This window comes from Pseudoxanthomonas sp. YR558, from assembly GCF_900116385.1.
Taxonomy (GTDB): domain Bacteria; phylum Pseudomonadota; class Gammaproteobacteria; order Xanthomonadales; family Xanthomonadaceae; genus Pseudoxanthomonas_A.
The window spans coordinates 267,705-286,664 of sequence record NZ_FPCI01000002.1 but is presented as its reverse complement, the minus strand read 5'-3'; the positions used below and the strand labels follow the sequence as shown (position 1 = coordinate 286,664).

General features: G+C 67.0%; 15 protein-coding genes. 4 read left to right on the top strand and 11 right to left on the bottom strand.

The window, feature by feature from the left end:
- Positions 1 to 7 precede the first annotated feature (7 nt).
- The 11 genes from BM365_RS12850 to BM365_RS12800 all read right to left on the bottom strand — a co-directional run bounded on the left by BM365_RS12850 (position 8) and on the right by BM365_RS12800 (position 15,262).
- Positions 8 to 1,066, bottom strand: coding sequence for an EpsG family protein (locus tag BM365_RS12850; protein ID WP_093489944.1), 1,059 nt, complete (start codon positions 1,064 to 1,066; stop codon positions 8 to 10).
- Between the two features lie 4 nt (positions 1,067 to 1,070).
- On the bottom strand, positions 1,071 to 1,910 hold the full coding sequence (locus tag BM365_RS12845; protein ID WP_158253475.1) for a glycosyltransferase family 2 protein: 840 nt from the start codon (positions 1,908 to 1,910) through the stop codon (positions 1,071 to 1,073).
- Positions 1,907 to 3,043 (bottom strand): polysaccharide pyruvyl transferase family protein, encoded by a 1,137-nt coding sequence (locus BM365_RS12840; protein ID WP_093489942.1) that lies wholly within the window; start codon positions 3,041 to 3,043, stop codon positions 1,907 to 1,909. The genes BM365_RS12845 and BM365_RS12840 overlap by 4 nt, the downstream gene beginning before the upstream one ends.
- Positions 3,040 to 4,344 (bottom strand): lipopolysaccharide biosynthesis protein, encoded by a 1,305-nt coding sequence (locus BM365_RS12835; protein ID WP_093489941.1) that lies wholly within the window; start codon positions 4,342 to 4,344, stop codon positions 3,040 to 3,042. Before BM365_RS12835 ends, BM365_RS12840 begins: the two co-directional genes overlap by 4 nt.
- Positions 4,341 to 5,495 (bottom strand): glycosyltransferase family 4 protein, encoded by a 1,155-nt coding sequence (locus BM365_RS12830; protein WP_093489940.1) that lies wholly within the window; start codon positions 5,493 to 5,495, stop codon positions 4,341 to 4,343. The genes BM365_RS12835 and BM365_RS12830 overlap by 4 nt, the downstream gene beginning before the upstream one ends.
- Positions 5,496 to 5,649: 154 nt before the next feature.
- Entirely contained in the window at positions 5,650 to 6,885 is a 1,236-nt protein-coding gene (locus BM365_RS12825) for a right-handed parallel beta-helix repeat-containing protein (protein WP_104367911.1), read from the bottom strand.
- A gap of 313 nt (positions 6,886 to 7,198) precedes the next feature.
- Positions 7,199 to 8,248: a right-handed parallel beta-helix repeat-containing protein gene (locus tag BM365_RS12820; protein WP_093489938.1), complete on the bottom strand. Its 1,050-nt coding sequence runs from the start codon at positions 8,246 to 8,248 to the stop codon at positions 7,199 to 7,201.
- Entirely contained in the window at positions 8,248 to 9,681 is a 1,434-nt protein-coding gene (locus BM365_RS12815; protein WP_139227425.1) for an asparagine synthase-related protein, read from the bottom strand. Before BM365_RS12815 ends, BM365_RS12820 begins: the two co-directional genes overlap by 1 nt.
- Positions 9,682 to 9,694: 13 nt before the next feature.
- Positions 9,695 to 11,953, bottom strand: a complete 2,259-nt coding sequence (locus BM365_RS12810) for a polysaccharide biosynthesis tyrosine autokinase (RefSeq protein ID WP_093489936.1) — start codon at positions 11,951 to 11,953, stop codon at positions 9,695 to 9,697.
- 70 nt (positions 11,954 to 12,023) lie between these two features.
- Positions 12,024 to 14,387: a UDP-N-acetylglucosamine 2-epimerase gene (locus BM365_RS12805; RefSeq protein ID WP_093489935.1), complete on the bottom strand. Its 2,364-nt coding sequence runs from the start codon at positions 14,385 to 14,387 to the stop codon at positions 12,024 to 12,026.
- 188 nt (positions 14,388 to 14,575) lie between these two features.
- A complete protein-coding gene (locus BM365_RS12800) occupies positions 14,576 to 15,262 on the bottom strand; it encodes an arsenate reductase/protein-tyrosine-phosphatase family protein (protein ID WP_139227424.1) in 687 nt (228 codons plus the stop codon).
- On the opposite strand from BM365_RS12800, the gene aroQ reads away from it, so the two are divergent.
- The 4 genes from aroQ (at position 15,239) to BM365_RS12780 (ending at position 18,931) form a co-directional block, all read left to right on the top strand.
- On the top strand, positions 15,239 to 15,679 hold the full coding sequence (aroQ, locus tag BM365_RS12795; RefSeq protein ID WP_093489933.1) for a type II 3-dehydroquinate dehydratase: 441 nt from the start codon (positions 15,239 to 15,241) through the stop codon (positions 15,677 to 15,679). The genes BM365_RS12800 and aroQ overlap by 24 nt on opposite strands.
- 55 nt (positions 15,680 to 15,734) lie before the next feature.
- On the top strand, positions 15,735 to 16,217 hold the full coding sequence (gene accB, locus BM365_RS12790; RefSeq protein WP_093489932.1) for an acetyl-CoA carboxylase biotin carboxyl carrier protein: 483 nt from the start codon (positions 15,735 to 15,737) through the stop codon (positions 16,215 to 16,217).
- Positions 16,218 to 16,227: 10 nt separating this feature from the next.
- Positions 16,228 to 17,595: an acetyl-CoA carboxylase biotin carboxylase subunit gene (gene accC, locus BM365_RS12785; protein ID WP_093489931.1), complete on the top strand. Its 1,368-nt coding sequence runs from the start codon at positions 16,228 to 16,230 to the stop codon at positions 17,593 to 17,595.
- A gap of 118 nt (positions 17,596 to 17,713) precedes the next feature.
- Positions 17,714 to 18,931 carry a hypothetical protein gene (locus BM365_RS12780; protein ID WP_093489930.1) on the top strand — a complete coding sequence of 406 codons (1,218 nt, stop codon included), beginning with the start codon at positions 17,714 to 17,716 and terminating at the stop codon, positions 18,929 to 18,931.
- Positions 18,932 to 18,960 lie beyond the last annotated feature (29 nt).

Sequence of the window (18,960 nt, the reverse complement as noted above, 5' to 3'; positions counted from 1 at the left end):
CGCCATCTCAGATGACGATGCCGCGGCTGACATAGAAGAACAGCACCCCGCATGCCACCGCTAGACCGGCACCGAGCAGCAACGGCTGGCGCAACGGCGCCACCCGGCTGTAGCAACACGCGGCCGCCAGGATCAGCGAGACCGCCAGCCAGCCCGGCAGCAGATAGCGATTGGAGAAGTATCCCCAGCCGATCACGAAGAACGGCACCACCATGACCAGGTAGACGGAGGCGCCATCCTGAAGCGGCTTGCGCGCCGCTGGCTGCACCCAGGGCGACACGGCCAGCACAACGACGTACCAGAAGATCGTGAACACCGCAAAATCGATGCGCACGCCGGCGCGGTAGTTGTCGTTCGCGGTGTACTCCATCACCGTCGTGTAGAGCGTAGGCGACACCGCGCCAACCACGTTCATCGACAGTCCGCTGACGTAGGCGACGAACGCCAGCGCCGCCAGTGCCCGCAGCAGGTTCGGCTTCAGCAACAGCGCGGGCGCGCACACCAGATACAGTAGCGAGGAAACGTGAAAGCTCGCGGCAAGCGCGCCCAGCAGCGCGAAGCCCCACCAGCGCCGCTGCTGGAAACACAGCAGCGCCGCGAACACCAGCGGCGCCGCCAGCCCCTGGCGGATGGCGTTGATCGAGGCGTTGACGAACATCGGCGAGATGAACAACAACAACAGCGACGCGCACAACAGCGTGGGGTACGCCTGCGTGGGCGGAAATGCGCGATGGTGGATGCGCACGGCGATGGCCACGCCCACCAGCAACAGTGCGAACAGGACCGCCTGGTATCCCGGCACGCTCAGGCCCAGCAGGCGCAAGCCGTAGCTCAGGTACGCGAAGCCCGGTTCCAGGCGGGTTTCCGGCACACCCTGGTCCAGGCTTTCGAAGAAGCCCGCGTACGTTTCCGTGTCGGAACCGATGTCCAGTGCGCGGCTGCCCACCAGCCAGCACCCGAAGGCGGCCACGGCCAGCAGCCAGACCACGCCCAACCACCGTTCGGCGCTGGCTTGGGGGCTCGTGGCCGAGCGCAGGTAGGGCAGTGCGTTGCCGGACGCCTTCATGCGGTCACCGTGTCGCCGGCCGCATCAGCAGCAGCACGCGCCGACGACCGCGCCGCACCAGCCCCACACTGCGCGCGAACCAGTGCTCGCCGCGCGTAACAAGTCCGGAAGCCAACAATTCGCGTCTCACCTCCTTGCCCGCCCGATGCATCGCATCGAGATCGCCGCTGAGACCGGCCGCGCCGAACGTGGGCTTGTGCCAGTAGGCGAGCACCTGGTTGAGCTTGACGCAGCGGTAGCCCGAGAACCCGATCTGCGCCCACAACAGGAAATCCTCCACGCGGCGGAAACGCTCGTTGAAGCGAAACGGCAGGTCGCGGCGCAGGATCACCGAAGCGGTGGGAAATGGATTGTTGAGCAACAGGCGGCGGCGTCCGATGACGTGCGACCGCACGACACCCTTCAATGGCGCGGGTGCCGCCTCGCGCGGCGCCACCTTCATCCGGTGCGCGATCAGCGCGATGCGCGGATCGCGCTCAAGTTCTGCCATCTGCCACGCCACTTTGTCCGGCGCCCAGGTGTCGTCCGCATCGAGGAAGGCGATGTACGGCTGTACCGCCTGTTGCCAACCGAGGTTGCGTGCACGCGATGGCCCACCATTGGGCGAGGATGCGATCACCTTGACCCAACCCGCGGGATACGCGTCGGCGACACGATGTAGCGCATCGAGTGTGTCGTCGCCGCTGGCGTCGTCCACCAGTAGCACTTCCGCTGGACGCCGGGTCTGCGCGGCGATCGATGCCACCGCATCGCCGATGGTGTCGCCGCACCGATAGCACGGCACCACCACGCTCACGGGCGCGGGTGCGCCGGGAATCGAGGGGGACGGAATAGCGTCGTTCATGCCTTGGCCCATGGTGCGCATTGAAAGATGTCGGGCGCCCGCCGCGCGTAATCGGCGCGTGAAACACGCGGTTGCCGTTCGCCTGCGAGCAAGGCAGGCAACGCGTCGCTGAACGGATTTCCTGCTTGCCCGGCCGTCACCCGCAACGAAGCATCCAGGCCGATGTCATCGGCGAAGTCGCGGCACTTCGGGTGGTAGTCGATGATCATGAAGGGAACATCCTGCAAATAGGCCACGATCGCGCCATGCAGGCGCGCGCTCACCACCACGTCGCACGCAGCCAGCGCGTCGACGGTGTGCAGCGGGTCTTGGCTCGCATACGGACGATGCTCCGCCGCCACGCCCTCCGTGCGCAGGCGATCCACCAGCGCCTGAGCGAGCTCCCGGTCGCCGTGATGGGGATGCTCGTTGAGACTGAACACATCCACGCGAACCTCACGCGTGCGCCGCAGGTCCGCCAGCGTGGCGATCAGGTGTTCTTCCCAACGTCGACGTGCGGGCGCCGCGTACTCGCCATCCTCGCGGTAACGGCACGGCGCCACACCGATGCGGACGGGCTCGCCCTGCGCTCTCGCCGGAACCGCGGTGCGCGGCCCGGGCACCGGCAGCAATGCCGCCAGATCGCAGCCTGCGTGTGTGATCGCCTCAAGTCCCATCGCCTGGGCGAGCCGGCGCGAACGTTCGTCGCGCACGGACAGATAGCGGAACCGCTGCAGGAAGGCAGCGACCGCGTCTTCGTCGCGCGCGTCCGCGAACGGCCCGATCGACACGCCGACGGCTGCGAGTTGCACGCCACGATCCACGGCCGACAGCATCATCGGTTTGCGGAACGATTCGCGTGCCGTGATCACCGAGCCGCCGCCCATCACCAGCACGTCGCAATCGTGGATCCCCCGGGCAAAGCTCAGCCATCGACTGGCCTTGCCGACCAGTCCCTTGCTGCCGTACCAGCGGGTCGGATAGCGACGCGGCACGGTGCTGCGCGCGGGCGCGGCGGCCAACGGTGGCCCGACCACGCTGGGAGATGCACGCCAGTACGTCTGCGCAGCGCGCGTGCAGAGCACGCCAAACAGGTCGTCGCCGAAGTTGCGCATGCCGTAGTAACCGGTGAACGCGGCCCGCAATGCCGTCATGGCGCACCCCGCAATACGGCGGCGCGCCGCGCACCGTGGTACATGGCCAACAGCAGCAAGGCCTCTGCCGTCAACGTGGCGATGGCGGCCCCCATCGCACCCTGCGAAGGAATCAGCAACAGGTTGAGCAGCGCCGCTGCGCTGGCGGCCGCGAGCATCGCGCCCACGCGATACGCCATCTGGCCTTCAGTCAACAGTACGGCACCGACGGCGGTCGACAGGAAGCGTACCGGTACGCACACCGCCAGCACCATCAAGAGCGGCTGCAAACTGGCGTAGCGCTCACCGAAGACCCGGACCGCCTCACCCGACAGCACTGCCAGCACGATACCGACCAGCAGACCGCTCGCGAGCATGCCGATGCAGCCCAACCGGTACACCTGCCGGAAGCGCGTGCGGTCGTGCACCGCCCATCGATGCAGGCGCGCAAGCAGGAACTTCTGATAGATCGTGGTGGGGAACAGGTAGATCGCGGTCATCACCGCCAGTGCGATGCCGAACACGCCGGCCTCGGCATCGCCGCGCAGGTACTTCAGCAGCACGGTGCCGATCTGGAAAAACACCGGGTACAGCACTGCTGCAACGCCATACGGCCACGCCTGCCGGAACAGCATGCGCGCATCCGGTCGCGCGATGTCGCGGGCGAGCGCGGTGTCACGTGGGCCATGACCCTTCAAGGTCCAGTCGCCGCGACGCATCGCCTGCCACTGCGGCAGTGCCAGCATCAATGCCAAGACCGCCAGCGCGGCGTGCCCCCAGGCCACCGCATGGATCGACATCGACAGCCCGGCCACCGCGAGCAGCGCGATCGCCAGCCTTCCTGTTGGCATCAGCAACTGCCAGCCCGCCAATGCTGCGTGACGTTCTTCCAGACGCAGCTTGCTGCCGATCTGCTCCACCGCCAGCAAGCCGAGGATGAAGGGGGCCAGCACCAGCAACATGGAGCGCGTCTGCGCATCCACCGGTGGCCCGAGCAAAGCCCATGCGACAACGCCTCCCACCGCCAGCACACTGGTGAGCACGAGGAAGCGCGAGGAGGCCGGCTGCCACCGTTCGGCCGCCCAGCCCTCCGCGCCATGCGCCTTCAGTCGGAACTGGGACAGACCGAATCCCGCCAGCGGTGCGACCAGGCTGACCGTCGCCAGTGACGAAGCGAACAAGCCGTACTGCGACGGGCCGAAGTGGCGCGCCAGCACCACCTGGGTGAGGAATACCATCGCCGCGCCCGCCGCCGTCGCCAGCGATAACACGGACAACGCGGCGATCGCCGGGCGCCACGGCATGGGCAAGGCCTGGCTCATGCCGCCGCCGCAAGCGGCTGTGGCAGCAGCTCGTCGTAGACCTCGCAGGTCCGGCGGATCACCACGCGCTCGTCGAAATCGGCCAGGGCCTTTTGCCGCGCACGCGCGCCCAGTTGGTGCAGCAGCACGCGATCGTCGTCGAGGCGCGCCAGTACCTGCGCCAGCGAGTCCGCGCTGCGCGGCACCACATGCAAGCCGTCGTGCCCGTCGCGCGTGACCACTTCCCGGCAACCCGGAAGATCGGTGGTGACCAGCGCGATATTGCATGCGCCTGCTTCGATCAGGCTCTTGGGCACGCCCTCGCGGTAGTAGCTGGGCAGCGCCATCACATCGACGTCGCGCAACAGCGCCGGCATGTCGTCCACATGGCCAAGCCACGTCACCAGGCCCCGCGCTTGCCAACCCTCGACTTCTTCGCGCGTAACGGAACTGGGATTGCCTTCGTCGGGCATGCCGGCGAGCAGAAAGCGGATATCGCGCCCCTCGGCACGGAGTTTCTCCGACGCTTCGGCATACTCGCGCACCCCTTTTTCCTTCAACAGACGCGCGGCCAGCAGCACGCGTAACGCGCCCTCGTCGCGAGGCTGCCGTCCGTCAGCGTTGAAGCGCGCGATATCCACACCGGAGCTGCGGATCAAGCGGATGTGGTGGGGTGGTGCGAGGCGCAGCGATTGAAATGCCTCTGCGTCGTCAGGATTCTGCAGGATCACGCGGGAACGATCGCTGCCCAGCGCGGCGCGCATCAACGTAGAGACCAGCGGTCGCAGCACGCGCGCCTTGACGCGGTCGCTGGCGAACACGTAGCCCAGGCCGGTCACCGCATTCACGTACGCCGGCACGCTGGCCGCGCGCGCGGCCAGCGCACCGTACACCGCGCATTTCAGGGTGAAGCTGTGCAGCAGGTCTGGACGCTCCTCGCGCAACAATGCCACTAGGTTCGCCAAGGTTCCGGCTTCGCGCAGGGGATTGAGGCTGGCGCGCCGCATCCGCAGCGGCACCCACCGCACGCCGTGCTCGGCGAAACGCGGGCCGAACTCGCCCGGCGGCGACACCATCACCACGTCCACGCCGCGCGCCTGCAAGGCGCGTGCCGTCGACAAGCGGAAGTTGTAGAGGTACCAGTCGGTGTTGGCGAACAGGATGAACTTCAAGGCGGGCTCCGCGCGAATCGATTCCCGGATTCTAGGAAACGACCTCGCGGAATCCATTGACGCACTCACCACAAGACGCAGGCACGCATGAACACGCAAAACGGAAGAGGCGGCCTTGCGGCCGCCTCTTGACGGGCTCTTCACCCTGCCGTGATCACTTCGCGAACTGGTTCGTCGTCACCCGAATCTCGGTGGCGGTGGATACTTTCGCCACGTGCGCGCCATTACCCTTGTTGCCGTCCACGATGCCGGTCATGGCGATCAACGGATTCAGGACCGTGTTCACACCATGCAGCCGCGTGTTGTTGTTGCGGAAGACGTTGCCGCTCACCTGGTAGTTGTAGGTGCTGGCACCCAGCATCAGGCCGACCAAATAGTTGTGCCGGATCGTGTTCTGGGCGATGTAGCCGCCCTCCGGGCCGATGGTCAGCAACCCATGTCCGCCGTTGTATTCCATCGTGCAGCGCTTGACGGTCACGCCCTTGACGCGCTTGTAGAGCAGCACGCCGTTGCCGGCGTTGCCGCGCATGACGCAGTTTTCGATGTGCACGGTGGAGGTGATGCGTTCGTCGTTGGAATCCGGTTCGACGTCGATGCCGCATTGCGGCGCGATACCGCGGGTATCGCTGAACTCGCTGTCGTATATCTTGACGTTGGTGGCGCAGCCGATCGTGAGGCCCTGGCGGCGATTGCCGGTGCTGACGATGTTGGCGATCACGACGTCGTCGCAGGGGATGGTCGGCGCGTTGGTCACCATCGCACCGCCGATGGAGACGCCGTCGCCCCAGCACTTCGACACATGGATGTCGCGCACCGTCACCCGCGAGGAGCCGCGGATCATGATGCCGTGCCCCCATTCGCCCGTGGTACCCAGATGATTGTCGCGGTCGCCGATGATGCGGCCACCCGAGATTTCCACGTTGCTGACCTTGTAGGCCATCAGTACGTAGGCACGCTCCTGGTCGTTGCGCTTGGCGCGCAGGATGGCGCCGTCCGCCAGTTGCAGGTGCATGTTGCTGCGCAAGCGTATGTTGCGGGTGGGATCGATCACGTAATCACCCGCAGGCACGTAGATCATGCCGCCCGTGGAGGGAAGCGCATCGACGGCCGCCTGGAACGAGGTCGTGTCGTCGCGCGCACCATCGCCCGCGGCACCCCAATCGCGCACGCTCAGCGTGGTCGCGCCGCGCGTGCGCACCGGCGGGTCGTACACGGCGGCGGCCGCCATCGAGACCGCCGGCATGTTGCCGGCCATGACCGCGCCGAACGCCCGCGGGATGCCGGCGGCGACGCCGATCGCCGGAAGGGCAGCAAGCATCGATTTCTGCAGGAAATCGCGCCGAGGCATCCCAGCCTCGCGCACGTCGTGCACGAGAACATTCTTCTTCACAAACGTAACCCCTCGCGGGCAAGTACCCGTCGGAAAATTTGCCATGTGATCGCCGCGTGAAATCGCGACGGGGGCGACTATAGCCACGCGAATGCAACGACCGGTTAACGCGCCTCCGTATCTGTGAACGCATTCAAATACTTCGCGCACACAAGCATCATTCGCGCGAACACCGTCACGCATCTTCACGCGCGTGATCGCGGTTGAGTTCGCTTCTCCAGCGCGGATGAGGCTGCTTGTTCTAGCCGGTTGAGTCCGCTTGCTACGCCGGATGCGCCCGCTTGATGGGTCGCGTCGCCCGTCGTCTACGGGCTCACTCGAACCGGTTGCTCCGATCGACGCGCACGTCCTTCGCGCTCCTGGCCACGTCGACATGCATCCAGCCTTTCATCGCCTGCGGCTTCTTCTTCCGCAGTCCGGCGGCGTTGCCGGAGAAGCGGTTGCCCGTCACCGCGATGTCGCGCGCGCCGGCCTGCACGACGATGCCGCGCAGCCCATTGTCGGCGATGTCGTTGTCCTCGAGCACGCATTGCTCGCCGCCGCGTATCAGCACGCCATCGCCGCGGTTGCCGCGGATGATGCAGCGACGCACGGTGATGCGGTGCCCGCGCTCGTACACCTGCAGGCCCGCACCATGGTTGCCGCGCAGCGTGCAGGCCTCGATCCCGATGTCGTCGGCACTGCCGCCCGGATCGGGCTCGATATCGATGCCGCAGCCCGGCAACGTGCCGCGCGTGGCGAGAAAATGGGAACGCAGCACCCGGACGTTCCGCGAGCGACCGATGGTCAGGCCCTGCCGGCGGTTGCCCGTACAGACGACGTCCTCGATACGGATGTCGCGGCTGGGCACCATCCGCGTGCCGCTGATGCCGCCGACCGAGATGCCATCGCCCCAGCACTTCGTGATGTGCAGGTTGCGCAGCGACACCCGTTCCGCACCCCGCACCATGATCCCATGACCCCATTCGCCCTCGCTGGAGAGGTGGTGGTCGCGGTCGCCGATGATGCGCCCGCCATCGACCTGCACGTCATGCACGCCTTCGATCAGTAAGACATAGGTCCGCGGCGCAGCATTCGCACGTGCGACCAGCCGCGTCTCGGGCGTCATCGACAGTCGTGTACGCGAACGCAGGCGCAGGCTGCGTTCGGGGTCGATGACGTAGTTGCCGGGACCCAGCGTCAGTGTTCCGCCCGCCTGCAACGCATCGATGGCGTTCTGCAGGGCGCGCGTATCGTCGGTGACCCCATCGCCCCGCGCGCCGAATGCGCGCGCGTCCAGCGCCAACGCACGGGGCGCGGGCAACATCGCGGCGAGCACCAGCCCCGAGCCGGCTTTCAGCAGCTGTCGGCGGGAGCAACGCATCAGGCCGCGATCGACTCTCGGCGCGCTTCCGTCGCCGCTGCGGCGGTGTCCGCCGCGTGCGCCGCCAGCCAGGGCAACACCACGGCCAGCAGGTAGAACTTCGATGCGTGGTACTTGTTGTCCAGGCGATCGCGGTTTCGCTCCAGCCACGTGGTGGCGCCGGGCAGCATCTCACGCACTTGCAGGGCGAACGCGTGGATCTGTTCGAACCGTTGCGCCGCCAGTCCGCACACGTCAAAACGGAAACTGCCCTTGCGCTGCACGTAAGGCAGCTCGCCGAAATGCGCGGCGATATGCCGGCGGATCAGTACCTTGTTCAAACCCGTCTCGGGATCCACCTTCTGCCGACGCGGCACTTCATAATGGATCCATTCGCGCAACGCGCGATCGCAGAACGGATACGCAGCACCCAGCCCGGCCGCATGCGCGGTGTAGAGACCCTTGGCGAACGCACCCGCCGAGCCGGCGATGGACATCGACATGTCGCGCCACTCCCACGCGCTGGTCGCCGAGGCGATCTCCGCCTTGAACAGAGAGAGGCGTTCGCGCGAGCGGCGTGCCATCTCGATGCCGAACAAGGCGTCCACTTCGGCATCGCTGAAGCGCGAACCCGGGAAGACGCGTTCGATCGGCGTCATCTGCAGCGTGCCGAGCGCGAAGCACAGTGGGAAGCTGCCGGAGATGCCCGGCAGGCCAGTGGCGTCGAACGGCAGGCGCAGCCCGCGCGCGAGGCGCACCGTCAGCTGCTGTTGCAGATCGACCGGCGTGCCGAAATAGCTGTCGGCCCCCAGGCCGTCGATGATGCCGTCGCCGCCGCGCGCGGCCACCTCGGTCGCCAGGTCGGCGTACGACAGCAGGGCGAAGTCCGCCGTCAGCAGCGGCATCCGCCCCGCCAACGCCAGGTAGCGGTCGTACGCGCGACCGGGATCGCAGACCAACGCTTCATGGCGCAGGCCGAGCCGGCTTGCCACCTGCCGCGCGGATTCCAGCTCGTTCTCCTCGTGCCCCCCGAGGTACGTGATGCAGGTGGTGTCGGGACGAGCGTCGGCGAGCGCGATGGCCAGCGTCGTGGAATCCTTGCCGCCGCTCTGCAACTGCCAGGGCGTTCGCATGTCGGCGGTAGTGCGGGTGATCGCATCGCACAGCATGCGGTGGTAGACGGCGATCCAATCCTGCGGCCGGTCCGCCACTTCGGGCACTTCGCCTGCGTTGCGGAACTTGAAGTGGAAATCCGGCGCGCCGCGCATGTCCTGGTGCGCGGAGAACCCGAAGGTCACCAGTTTGACGCCCTCGTAGATGGAGTGCGGCGGGTACACGAAGGCGTTGCGCAGCAGGTCGGCCACCGAAACGGGATCGATCCGGTGGTACTCCGGGTGTCGGTCCAGCACGGTGAAGTCCGGCGTGCCGTAGTAAGGCGACATGGTGATCTGCATCGGCGACGCCTCCTTATCGGCCCGCGCCGGCACGCGGCGCCGGCAGGTACTCGTAGTAGGTGTAGGCGTACTCGCCCGCGCCGCGCTTCTCCACGCCGTTGAAGATGGCGCCCTTCACTTCCACGCCATTCTGCTCAAGGCGCTGCTTGGCCAGGGCGATCTCGCGCTGCTGGTTGAGGCCCCAGCGCACCACCATCAGGCAGGTGCCCGCGTGGTGGCCGATGACGGCGGCGTCGGTCACCGCCAGCACGGGCGGCGTATCGATCAGCACGATGTCGTACTCGCCCGAGACGCGTTTCAGCAGGTCGCTGAAGTTCTCGTGCATCAGCAGCTCGGACGGATTGGACGGAATCGCACCGCGCGAAATGAAGGACAAGTTTTCGGCGCCGGCCACGCGACGGACGGCGTCGTCCAGCGGAATGCGGCCCGCGATGACGTCCGACAGGCCGTTCTCCCAGCGCACACCGACCGCGTCGTGCAGCGTACCGCGGCGCATGTCGGCGTCGATCAGCAGTACGCGCTGGCCAGTCTGCGCGATCGTCACCGCAAGATTGGCGCAGATGAAGGTCTTGCCCACGCCCGGGCTGGGCGCGGAGATCATCAGCAGGTTGTTGCGCATGCGCATCCGGGCGAAGTGCAGGCTGGTGCGCAGCGAGCGGAGCGCTTCCATCGCCAGGTCGGCCGGCGCATTCAGCGCGAGCAGGCGCGACTTGCCGTCGCGGCGGCGATGGCTCATGCGATACGTCAACGCCTGACCCTTCTTGCTCAGCGGGATCGACGCGTACACCGGCAAGCCCAGCAGCTCGATGTCGACCGGGTCTTCCACGCCACGGCGGAACATCTGCTGCAGCAGGACGATCACCACCATCACCATCAGACCCAGCAACGTGCCTGCAGCCAGCACCGGCAACGGCTTGGGCCAGGCCGGGCTGTTGAGGTTCACCGCGGCCGGGTCGATCACGCGCGCGTTGCCTACGGCGCTGGCCTTGGCGATCTCGAGTTGCTGCGCCTGGTCCAGCAGGTTGGCGTAGGTCTGGTTGGTGACCTCGACGTCGCGATTCAAGCGAAACAGCACCTGCTGCGTGTCCGGCAGGTCGTGGATACGGCCCTGCAGGCCGTTGCGCTCGCCTTGGAACCGGTTGATCTGGTCCTGCAGCGCGCGATACGTCGGGTGCGCCGCGGTGTAGCGGTTCTCGACTTCGGTCATCTTGATGCGCAACTGCTGGATGCTGGAATCCAGTGCGATGGTCTGGTCGAGTAGCGCGCGGTTCTGGGTGGTCACGTCCAGCGTCTGGGTGCGGGTCTGGAATGCGGTCAGCGCGGCCTGTGCCTTGGCCAACTCCTCGCGCACTTTCGGCAGCTGCTCGGTGACGAACTTCAAGCGGCTGGCCGCTTCGGCAGAGGTACGCGCGACGTTCTGACGTACATAGGCGCCGGTGACTTCGTCCAGCACGCGGCGCGCGCGCTCCGGGTCCGCATGCGCGTAGACCAGGCTGATCACGCCGGAGTTGCGCCCCATTTCCGTTGCCGTGATGTTTTCCTTCAGCGCCGCCATCACCGCCGACGGATCGTAGCGGGTCACCTGAAAGCGCATACCGGGATGGGCCGTCAGCTTGCGGACCTGCATCGCTACGCCACCCGCATTCACCGGGGTGCCCGCGCGTCCGCGTGCGAGCACCTGGCCCTGCGCGGACAGCACGTAGCTTCCCTGGGCGCCCGCCGTCAGCTCCATCGGGACGCCCTTCAGATGGTCGGGCACGTCGAGCCGGGCGATATCGAGGACTTCGCCACCCCAACCGTACTTCGACAGCCCGAACCACGGGCTCGCCAGTTCGCCGGGATTGGCCTGCTGATAACGGCGCGCGATGAAGTCGCCGATCACCGGCAGATGCTGCGGCTTCACGTCGACATCGAGGTCCATCCGGGTGATGGCCTCCCCGATCACGCGGCGCGACGTCAGCAGCTGCACCTCGGTAGTGCCGGGCGTCGGGATGGCGGACGGCGCCTGCATCGCGGTGTTCTGGCTGAGACCCGGGGGGATGGCCGGTCGGCTCTCCACCTGGACCACGGCATTGGCTTCGTATTTCGGCGTGACCACCGCCAGGTAGGCGATGCTCGCCAGGACGAACGCCGCCGTACCGAACAGGATGAGCTTCTTCTTCGCGCCCAACGTGGAAACCAGGGCGGGGATGTCGACATCGTCGTTGCGCACGGAGGCCGCCGCCAGGGTCGGTCGGTCGGCGCTTCGTCGCGTGATCAGCTGGGTCGCCATGGTTCACCTCGCTTGCATGTCGTGTCGGAGGCGCGCCCTGCGGGACGCGCGGGGAGGGACGGGAGCGCGCTCATGACGCGGCCCGAGCATCGAGCGGTTCGTGCAGCGCACGCGGCGCAGCGCGCGGCGTCGGCGGCGCGCGTAGTCCCGCCAGCGCCTCCAGCACCGGCGCGCAGCCATCCACACGGGGAATATCGAGGTCGGGCGCGGCGCACAGCGACAGATAGACCGCGTCGTCGCCCAGCAGTGTCAGCAGACGGCCGGCGATCGCCACCGGCGTGGTGCCGATCGCGACGGCACCGGCATCCGCTCCCGAGATCTCTTCCTGCGCTACGAGTACCGGCTTGCCGAGCAGACGGCGAGGCGGAGGGGCGCCCCTGCCGACCAGCACCAGGTGCGCGCGCTCGAGCAGGTAGGCCCACGCCAGGAAATCATCGACTTCCAGCGGGTGCACGTTCGCGAAGGTGTGTAGCGGATCGCCACCCTCGCCCGGCGCGATGCCCACGCCGCCCACCCAGACGATGTCCACGTCGGGACGACGGCGCGCCACCATCGCCAGCGCATCGGAGAACGCGCCCTGCCCCGGCGTATCGCCACGCGCGCTCACGGCAAGCAACAGCGGCGCATTGCTGCGCAGGAAGGCGAAGCCTTCGGCCAGGGAGCGCGCCAGATCAGCATCGCGGCGGATCTGGCGCAGCGCGGTGCGCAACGCATCGTCGGCCACGTCGGATTGCACGAGAATGCTCTCGCTGGGCACGCCTTCGCCGCTCAGGCGGCGGCCCGTCAATTCGCTGGGCGCGACATGCAGCGCGGCGAGCGACTGCACGATGCGACGGCTCGCGTCGCTCGGCCAGTGTTGCGCACCGGAAGCAGGCGCATCGGCATCGACGCAGACCAACGGCACGTCGCACGCGTGCGCCGCCAAGCTCATGGCGAAGGTCACCGGCGCATCGCCGGGCACCACGATCACATCGGGATTCGTCTCGCCGATCAGCTGCTGCATCTCGGCCTGGGCATCGCCATACGCGGCCGGCCCGCCGCTGTCGCCGGACACGCTGGCCTGTGCCTCAAGCCCGAACATCTGCAGAAGATGGCCGGCGTCGCCGCTCTCACCCTCGGTCACGCAGACAGTGGCATGGAAACGCGCATCGTCGGCCAGACGGCGCGCGATGGGCGCCACCCCCGCACCTTCGCAGGAGGCGTTCACCAGGCAGAGTGCGTGCAGCGGTGCGTCTGGATCACGCACGCTCCCAGACCGCGCCACAGAGGTGTCGGCCACGGCCTCGAGCGGACGCTGGCCCAGCGGACGGATGGAGACGGGCGCGTGGTTCAGTTCGCCGTCGTCCGGGAATTCCAGAGGCGTGCGGCGCGCGCCCGCGCGGCGCGAAGGCCCGGACGTCAAACGCTCGATGGTGTCGAGCAGGCGCGGGAAGCCGATCACGTACGCCACGGTCGTGGCGACAAAGACGAGGAAGCTCAGCGGCTGCGGCACGTTGCGCAACGCATAGCCGAGCAGCGCAAGCGCAGCGCCCATCGACACGATGGTCCACAACGCGACCGGCGCCGACAGGCCGCGGTCCAGCAGCAGGTGGTGAAGGTGCTGGCGGTCGGCGGCGAACGGAGAGCGTCCGCGACGCATGCGGCGGTACATCACGGCCGTGGTGTCCAGCAGCGGGAGGGCCACGCACCACAGCACTTCGACCGGCACCAGCCGGCCGACGCGCGGATGACTGAGGTAGATCAGACTCCAGCCAACGAGGAAGCCGATGACCGTGCTGCCGGCATCGCCCATGAAGATCTTGCGTCCGTCCGGCCAACCCAGGTTGACGAACACGTACGGGATCAGCGACGCGAACAGAATCTGCAGCATCATCGTCGCGCCGACATCGGGCGCGCCGTCGTGCGCGAACAGCAGGATGGCAGCGATCGACACCATCGCCGTGGACGCAGCGAGACCGTCGATCCCGTCCATCATGTTGAACGCGTTCATCAATCCGATCACCGCGATGATCGTCACCGGGATACCGAGCAGGCCGAGCCGCAGGTCGAACACCGGGATGAGGCCGCCGACGTGATCGAGGTAGTAGCCGGTGCTGAGGATTACCAGGCCGACGATGGCCGCTTCCACCAGCAGACGCGTACGCACGCTCAGGTGACTGATGTCGTCCGCGACGCCGATCGCGACGATCAGCGCACTGCCCATCATCAGGCTCATGACGAAGCGGTCGACGTAGCCGAGATAGCCCAGGCCCACGAGCGTACCGACGAAGAAGCAGATCCCGCCGATCACCGGCACGCGACCGACGTGCTGCTTGCGCCCGCTCGGACGGTCCACCAGACCGACGCGGCGGGCCCACGGCCGCATCGAGAATATGGCGAACAACGTTGCGGCCAGAGCGATCGCGCTGGCCGCGACGATCCGTGCATTCTCCATCTGTCACCCGGGGTTGCTGTGGACGAAAAGCCCCACGGAACCCTGGTCCATCCGGGATCCTGCGCGTCGAACGGGGGGCGCGGTTGATGCCGTCCCGAGGCTACGGACAGGAATTTGATGAGCGCATGAAATGGGATTGCGCGCGTAACGGTCCAGTCAGGAAGCTGGATGGCGGTACAGCTGCGTGATCATGCAGACAGTCGGCGATCGTGCTCGCACCATTGCGACACGCAATGCTCGATCAACGTGAATGTCTTTTCGATGTCGTCCTGCGTGCCGGCGATGGGATCGTCGATCTCCTGCGATCGGCGCCAACGGCCGAGCAGGTGCATGCGTGCGCGCGCCTCCGGTACGAGTGCACGCAAGGCCTGGAGGTGCCGTCGCTGCATGGCGAGCACGAGATCGTCCGGCCCCAGCATGGCGGGATCGAACATGCGCGCGGCGTACGTCAGCGCGGGCACACCATGCTTCTCGAGGACCGCTGCAACACGCGGGTCCAGCGCTCGGCCGGGCTGGGCGGCCAGACCCGAGGAGACCACGGAGCAGCGGCCCGCCGGCACCCGCGCATGGAAAAGCGCCGCCGCCATCGGGCTGCGGCAGAGGTTCCCCATGCAGACGATGTGTAAGGTGAACAGCGGTGAGGGCCGGATTCGAGGGGCCCACAGCCTAGGCCAGGGCCCTGTCGCCGTGTGCGAACGCGACGTGAGTCCCGGGCCATCATTCATATATATGGTGTGGCGCGCGTGACCGATGCCCAGATTCAAACAATCGCTTAAAACGAGCGAAACTTCGGCGAACTGGACAGCATCCCCGGCATCGCGCAGACTGCCGCCCTTCCGCTGGAGGCTCGAATGGCGACACTGCTGGTCCTGCATGGCCCCAACCTCAACCTGCTCGGTACCCGCGAGCCGGAGGTCTATGGTCAGGCGACGCTGGCAGATATCGACATCGCGCTGGTCGCACAGGCGCAGGCTGCGGGACATCGGCTGGAGACGTTCCAGTCCAACGCCGAACATGCCCTGGTCGATCGTATCCAGGCCGCCCGCACCGACGGCACCGCCTTCATCCTGATCAATCCTGCCGCGTTCACCCATACCTCGGTCGCGATCCGCGACGCCCTGGCCGGCGTGGCCCTGCCCTTCATCGAAATCCACCTGTCCAACCCGCACAGCCGCGAACCCTTCCGCCACACCAGCTACTTCAGCGACAAGGCGGTCGGCGTGATCTGCGGCTTCGGGGCCGATAGCTACCGCTACGCGCTGGATGCCGCCCTGCAGCGGCTGCCGGTCTGACTTTCCTTTTTTGTTCCCCGCCCCGCAGGGAACAGCGTTCAACCACGAGGCTCCCATGGATCTCCGCAAAATCAAGAAACTGATCGACCTTCTGGAAGAGTCGAACCTGGCCGAAATCGAGATCAAGGAAGGCGAAGAATCCGTGCGCCTGGCGCGCACGCCGAAGGGCGGTTACGCCCTGCAGGCCGCTGCGCCGATGATGGCGGCCCCTGTGGAAGCACGCCCGGCCGCGCCCATGCCGATGAGCTCGCCCACCGAAGCCTCGACCGGCGGCACCGCCAAGCCCGGCAATGCGCTGCCGGACGGCCACGTGGTGCGCGCGCCGATGGTCGGCACGTTCTACGCCTCGCCGTCGCCCGACAAGCCGGCATTCGTCGCGGTCGGCCAGACCGTGAAGGCCGGCGAGACGCTGGCGATCATCGAGGCCATGAAGATGTTCAACCCCATCGAGGCCGACGTGTCGGGCACGGTGTTGTCGATCCTGGCCGAGAGCGGCCAGCCGATCGAATTCGACCAGCCGCTGTTCGTGATCGGCTGAGGCCCGCGCCATGCTGGACAAAGTCGTCATCGCCAACCGGGGTGAGATCGCGCTGCGCATCCTGCGCGCCTGCCACACCCTGGGCATCCGCACGGTCGCGGTGCATTCCACCGTCGACCGCAACCTCAAGCATGTGGCCATGGCGGATGAATCCGTCTGCATTGGCCCGGCCGCCTCGAAGGACAGCTACCTCAACATCCCGGCGATCATCGCCGCGGCGGAAGTCACCGATGCGCAGGCCATCCATCCGGGCTACGGCTTCCTGTCGGAGAACGCCGACTTCGCCGAGCGCGTGGAGCAATCCGGCTTCATCTTCATCGGCCCGAAGGCCGACACCATCCGCATGATGGGCGACAAGGTCGAAGCGATCCGCGCCATGCAGGCCGCCGGCGTGCCCTGCGTGCCCGGCAGCGGCGGTCCGCTGGGCGAGGACATCGTCGCCAATACCAAGATCGCGCGCGAGATCGGCTACCCGGTGATCATCAAGGCCGCAGGCGGCGGCGGCGGTCGCGGCATGCGCGTGGTGCATGTCGAGGGCGCGCTGAAAGCCGCCATCGAGACCACCAAGTCGGAAGCCAAAGCGGCGTTCGGCAACGGCGAGGTCTACATGGAGAAGTTCCTGGAGAATCCGCGCCATGTGGAGATCCAGGTGCTCGCCGACGGCCAGGGCAACGCCATCCACCTGGGCGAGCGCGACTGCTCGATGCAGCGCCGCCACCAGAAGGTGGTCGAGGAAGCGCCTGCGCCGGGCATCACCGAGGAACTGCGCAACGAGATCGGCAAGGTCTGCGTGGAAGCGTGCATCCGCATCGGCTATCGCGGTGCGGGCACGTTCGAGTTCCTGTTCGAGGACGGCCGCTTCTACTTCATCGAGATGAACACCCGCATCCAGGTGGAGCATCCGGTGACCGAGCGCATCACCGGCATCGACCTGGTCTGCGAACAGCTGCGCATCGCCGCCGGGCAGAAGCTGACGATCAAGCAGTCCGACATCGTGCTGCGCGGCCATGCCATCGAGTGCCGCATCAACGCGGAAGACCCGGACACCTTCATGCCGCACCCGGGCCTGATCCAGCACTTCCATCCGCCGGGCGGCCCGGGCGTGCGCGTGGATACGCACATCTACGAAGGCTATCGCGTCCCGCCGAACTACGATTCGATGATCGCCAAGCTGATCGTCCACGGCCCTGACCGCGACACTGCGATCGCGCGCATGCGCGTCGCGCTCAGCGAGATGGTCATCGACGGCATCAAGACCAACATCCCGCTGCAGCAACGCATCATGCGCGACCAGGGTTTCCAGGCCGGCGGCCAGAACATCCACTATCTGGAAAAGCGCCTGGCCGAACGCAAGAACAAGGCGATATCGCTGGTCTGATACACCCCGGCCCCGCATTCACCGCGGGGCCGCCCATGGCGAAAGCTAGGTAGGGTGCGTGTCCGGCAGGACACCGCTCCGGCGTTGGAGGAGAAGGATCCCCCGACGAGAACGCACGATGCGTCCCCTGCCACGCCCCTTGTTCCTCGCCCTCGCCACCGTCATCGCGGCCGCGCCTGCCGCCAGCGCACCGACCTCCGGCCCACCCACGCAGGTCTGGATCGACGTCGCCACCCACCAGATGGCCGGCATGCCCGACCTTGGCCCGCTCGGCGGCATGGCCTCGCGCATGATGGGCGGTGGCGGGCAGCAGGCGCACTACGGACAGACGCGGATGCCGATGATGACGGGGCAATACCTCGACATCGCGTTGTACAACCGCCCCCATCCGGGCAAGGAAGCCGAACAGCGCATTCCTGCCGGATTGCGCCTGGGCAAGGCCTTACCGTTGGTGCCGCCTGTGCGCACTGCCGCGCCCTCCGATCGCAGCGGCGAGTACAAGCCACCGGAAGGCCAGCAGCGCCTGCTGATCTACTGGGGTTGCAGCACCACCGTGCGCAAGGGCCAGCCGAAGATCATCAGCATCAGCGCGAGCGGCGGCAAGGTGGAAGTCAGTGGCTCGATGCAAGGCCGCTATGCGCCGGACCGCGACATCGAATCCGATCCCGCCTACGCGCTGTGGCCGAATCCGAAATCCGGCAAGCGCGTGCCCGATGGCGCATCGCTGCAGGGTGCCCACCAGATCACCGGGCAAGGCGTGCCGGAATCGCTGAAGTTCGAACTCAAGCAGGTCGCGGACTTCATGCCGAAGATCGACCTGCAGAGCACCGGCTCCCTCGCCGACGGACAGACGTGGCGCTGGGCGCCGGTCGATCGCGCGCAGGCCTACTTTCTCCATGCCATCGGCACGCAGGGCAAGGACGTGGTGCTGTGGAGCAGCGCCGAAGTCCCCGATGCGGGACAAGGCATCTTCGATTACCTGACCGGCTCGCTGATCGATCGCTGGACGAAAGAAAAAGTACTGCTGCCGCCCGCCACCACGCAGTGCGCCATACCAAAGGGCATTTTCGCCGCACCGGGCGAAGGTGGTCGCGACGGTGGTGGCGGCCTTCTCAGCATCATCGCGTACGGGCCGGAGAGCCACATCGCGTGGCCACCCAAGCCGTCAGACCCGAAGCAGCCATGGAACCCGGAATGGAACGTGCGCGTGCGCACCAAATCCACCGGCAGCGCGATGCTCGGCATGGACCTGTCGCAGATGCAGGACGAAGAAGCGCAGCCGCAGGAACAGAAAAAGCCGCTGCGCGGCCTGTTGAAAGGCCTGATCGGCGGCTGACGCATGCCCCGGCAATGCAAGTAACGAAA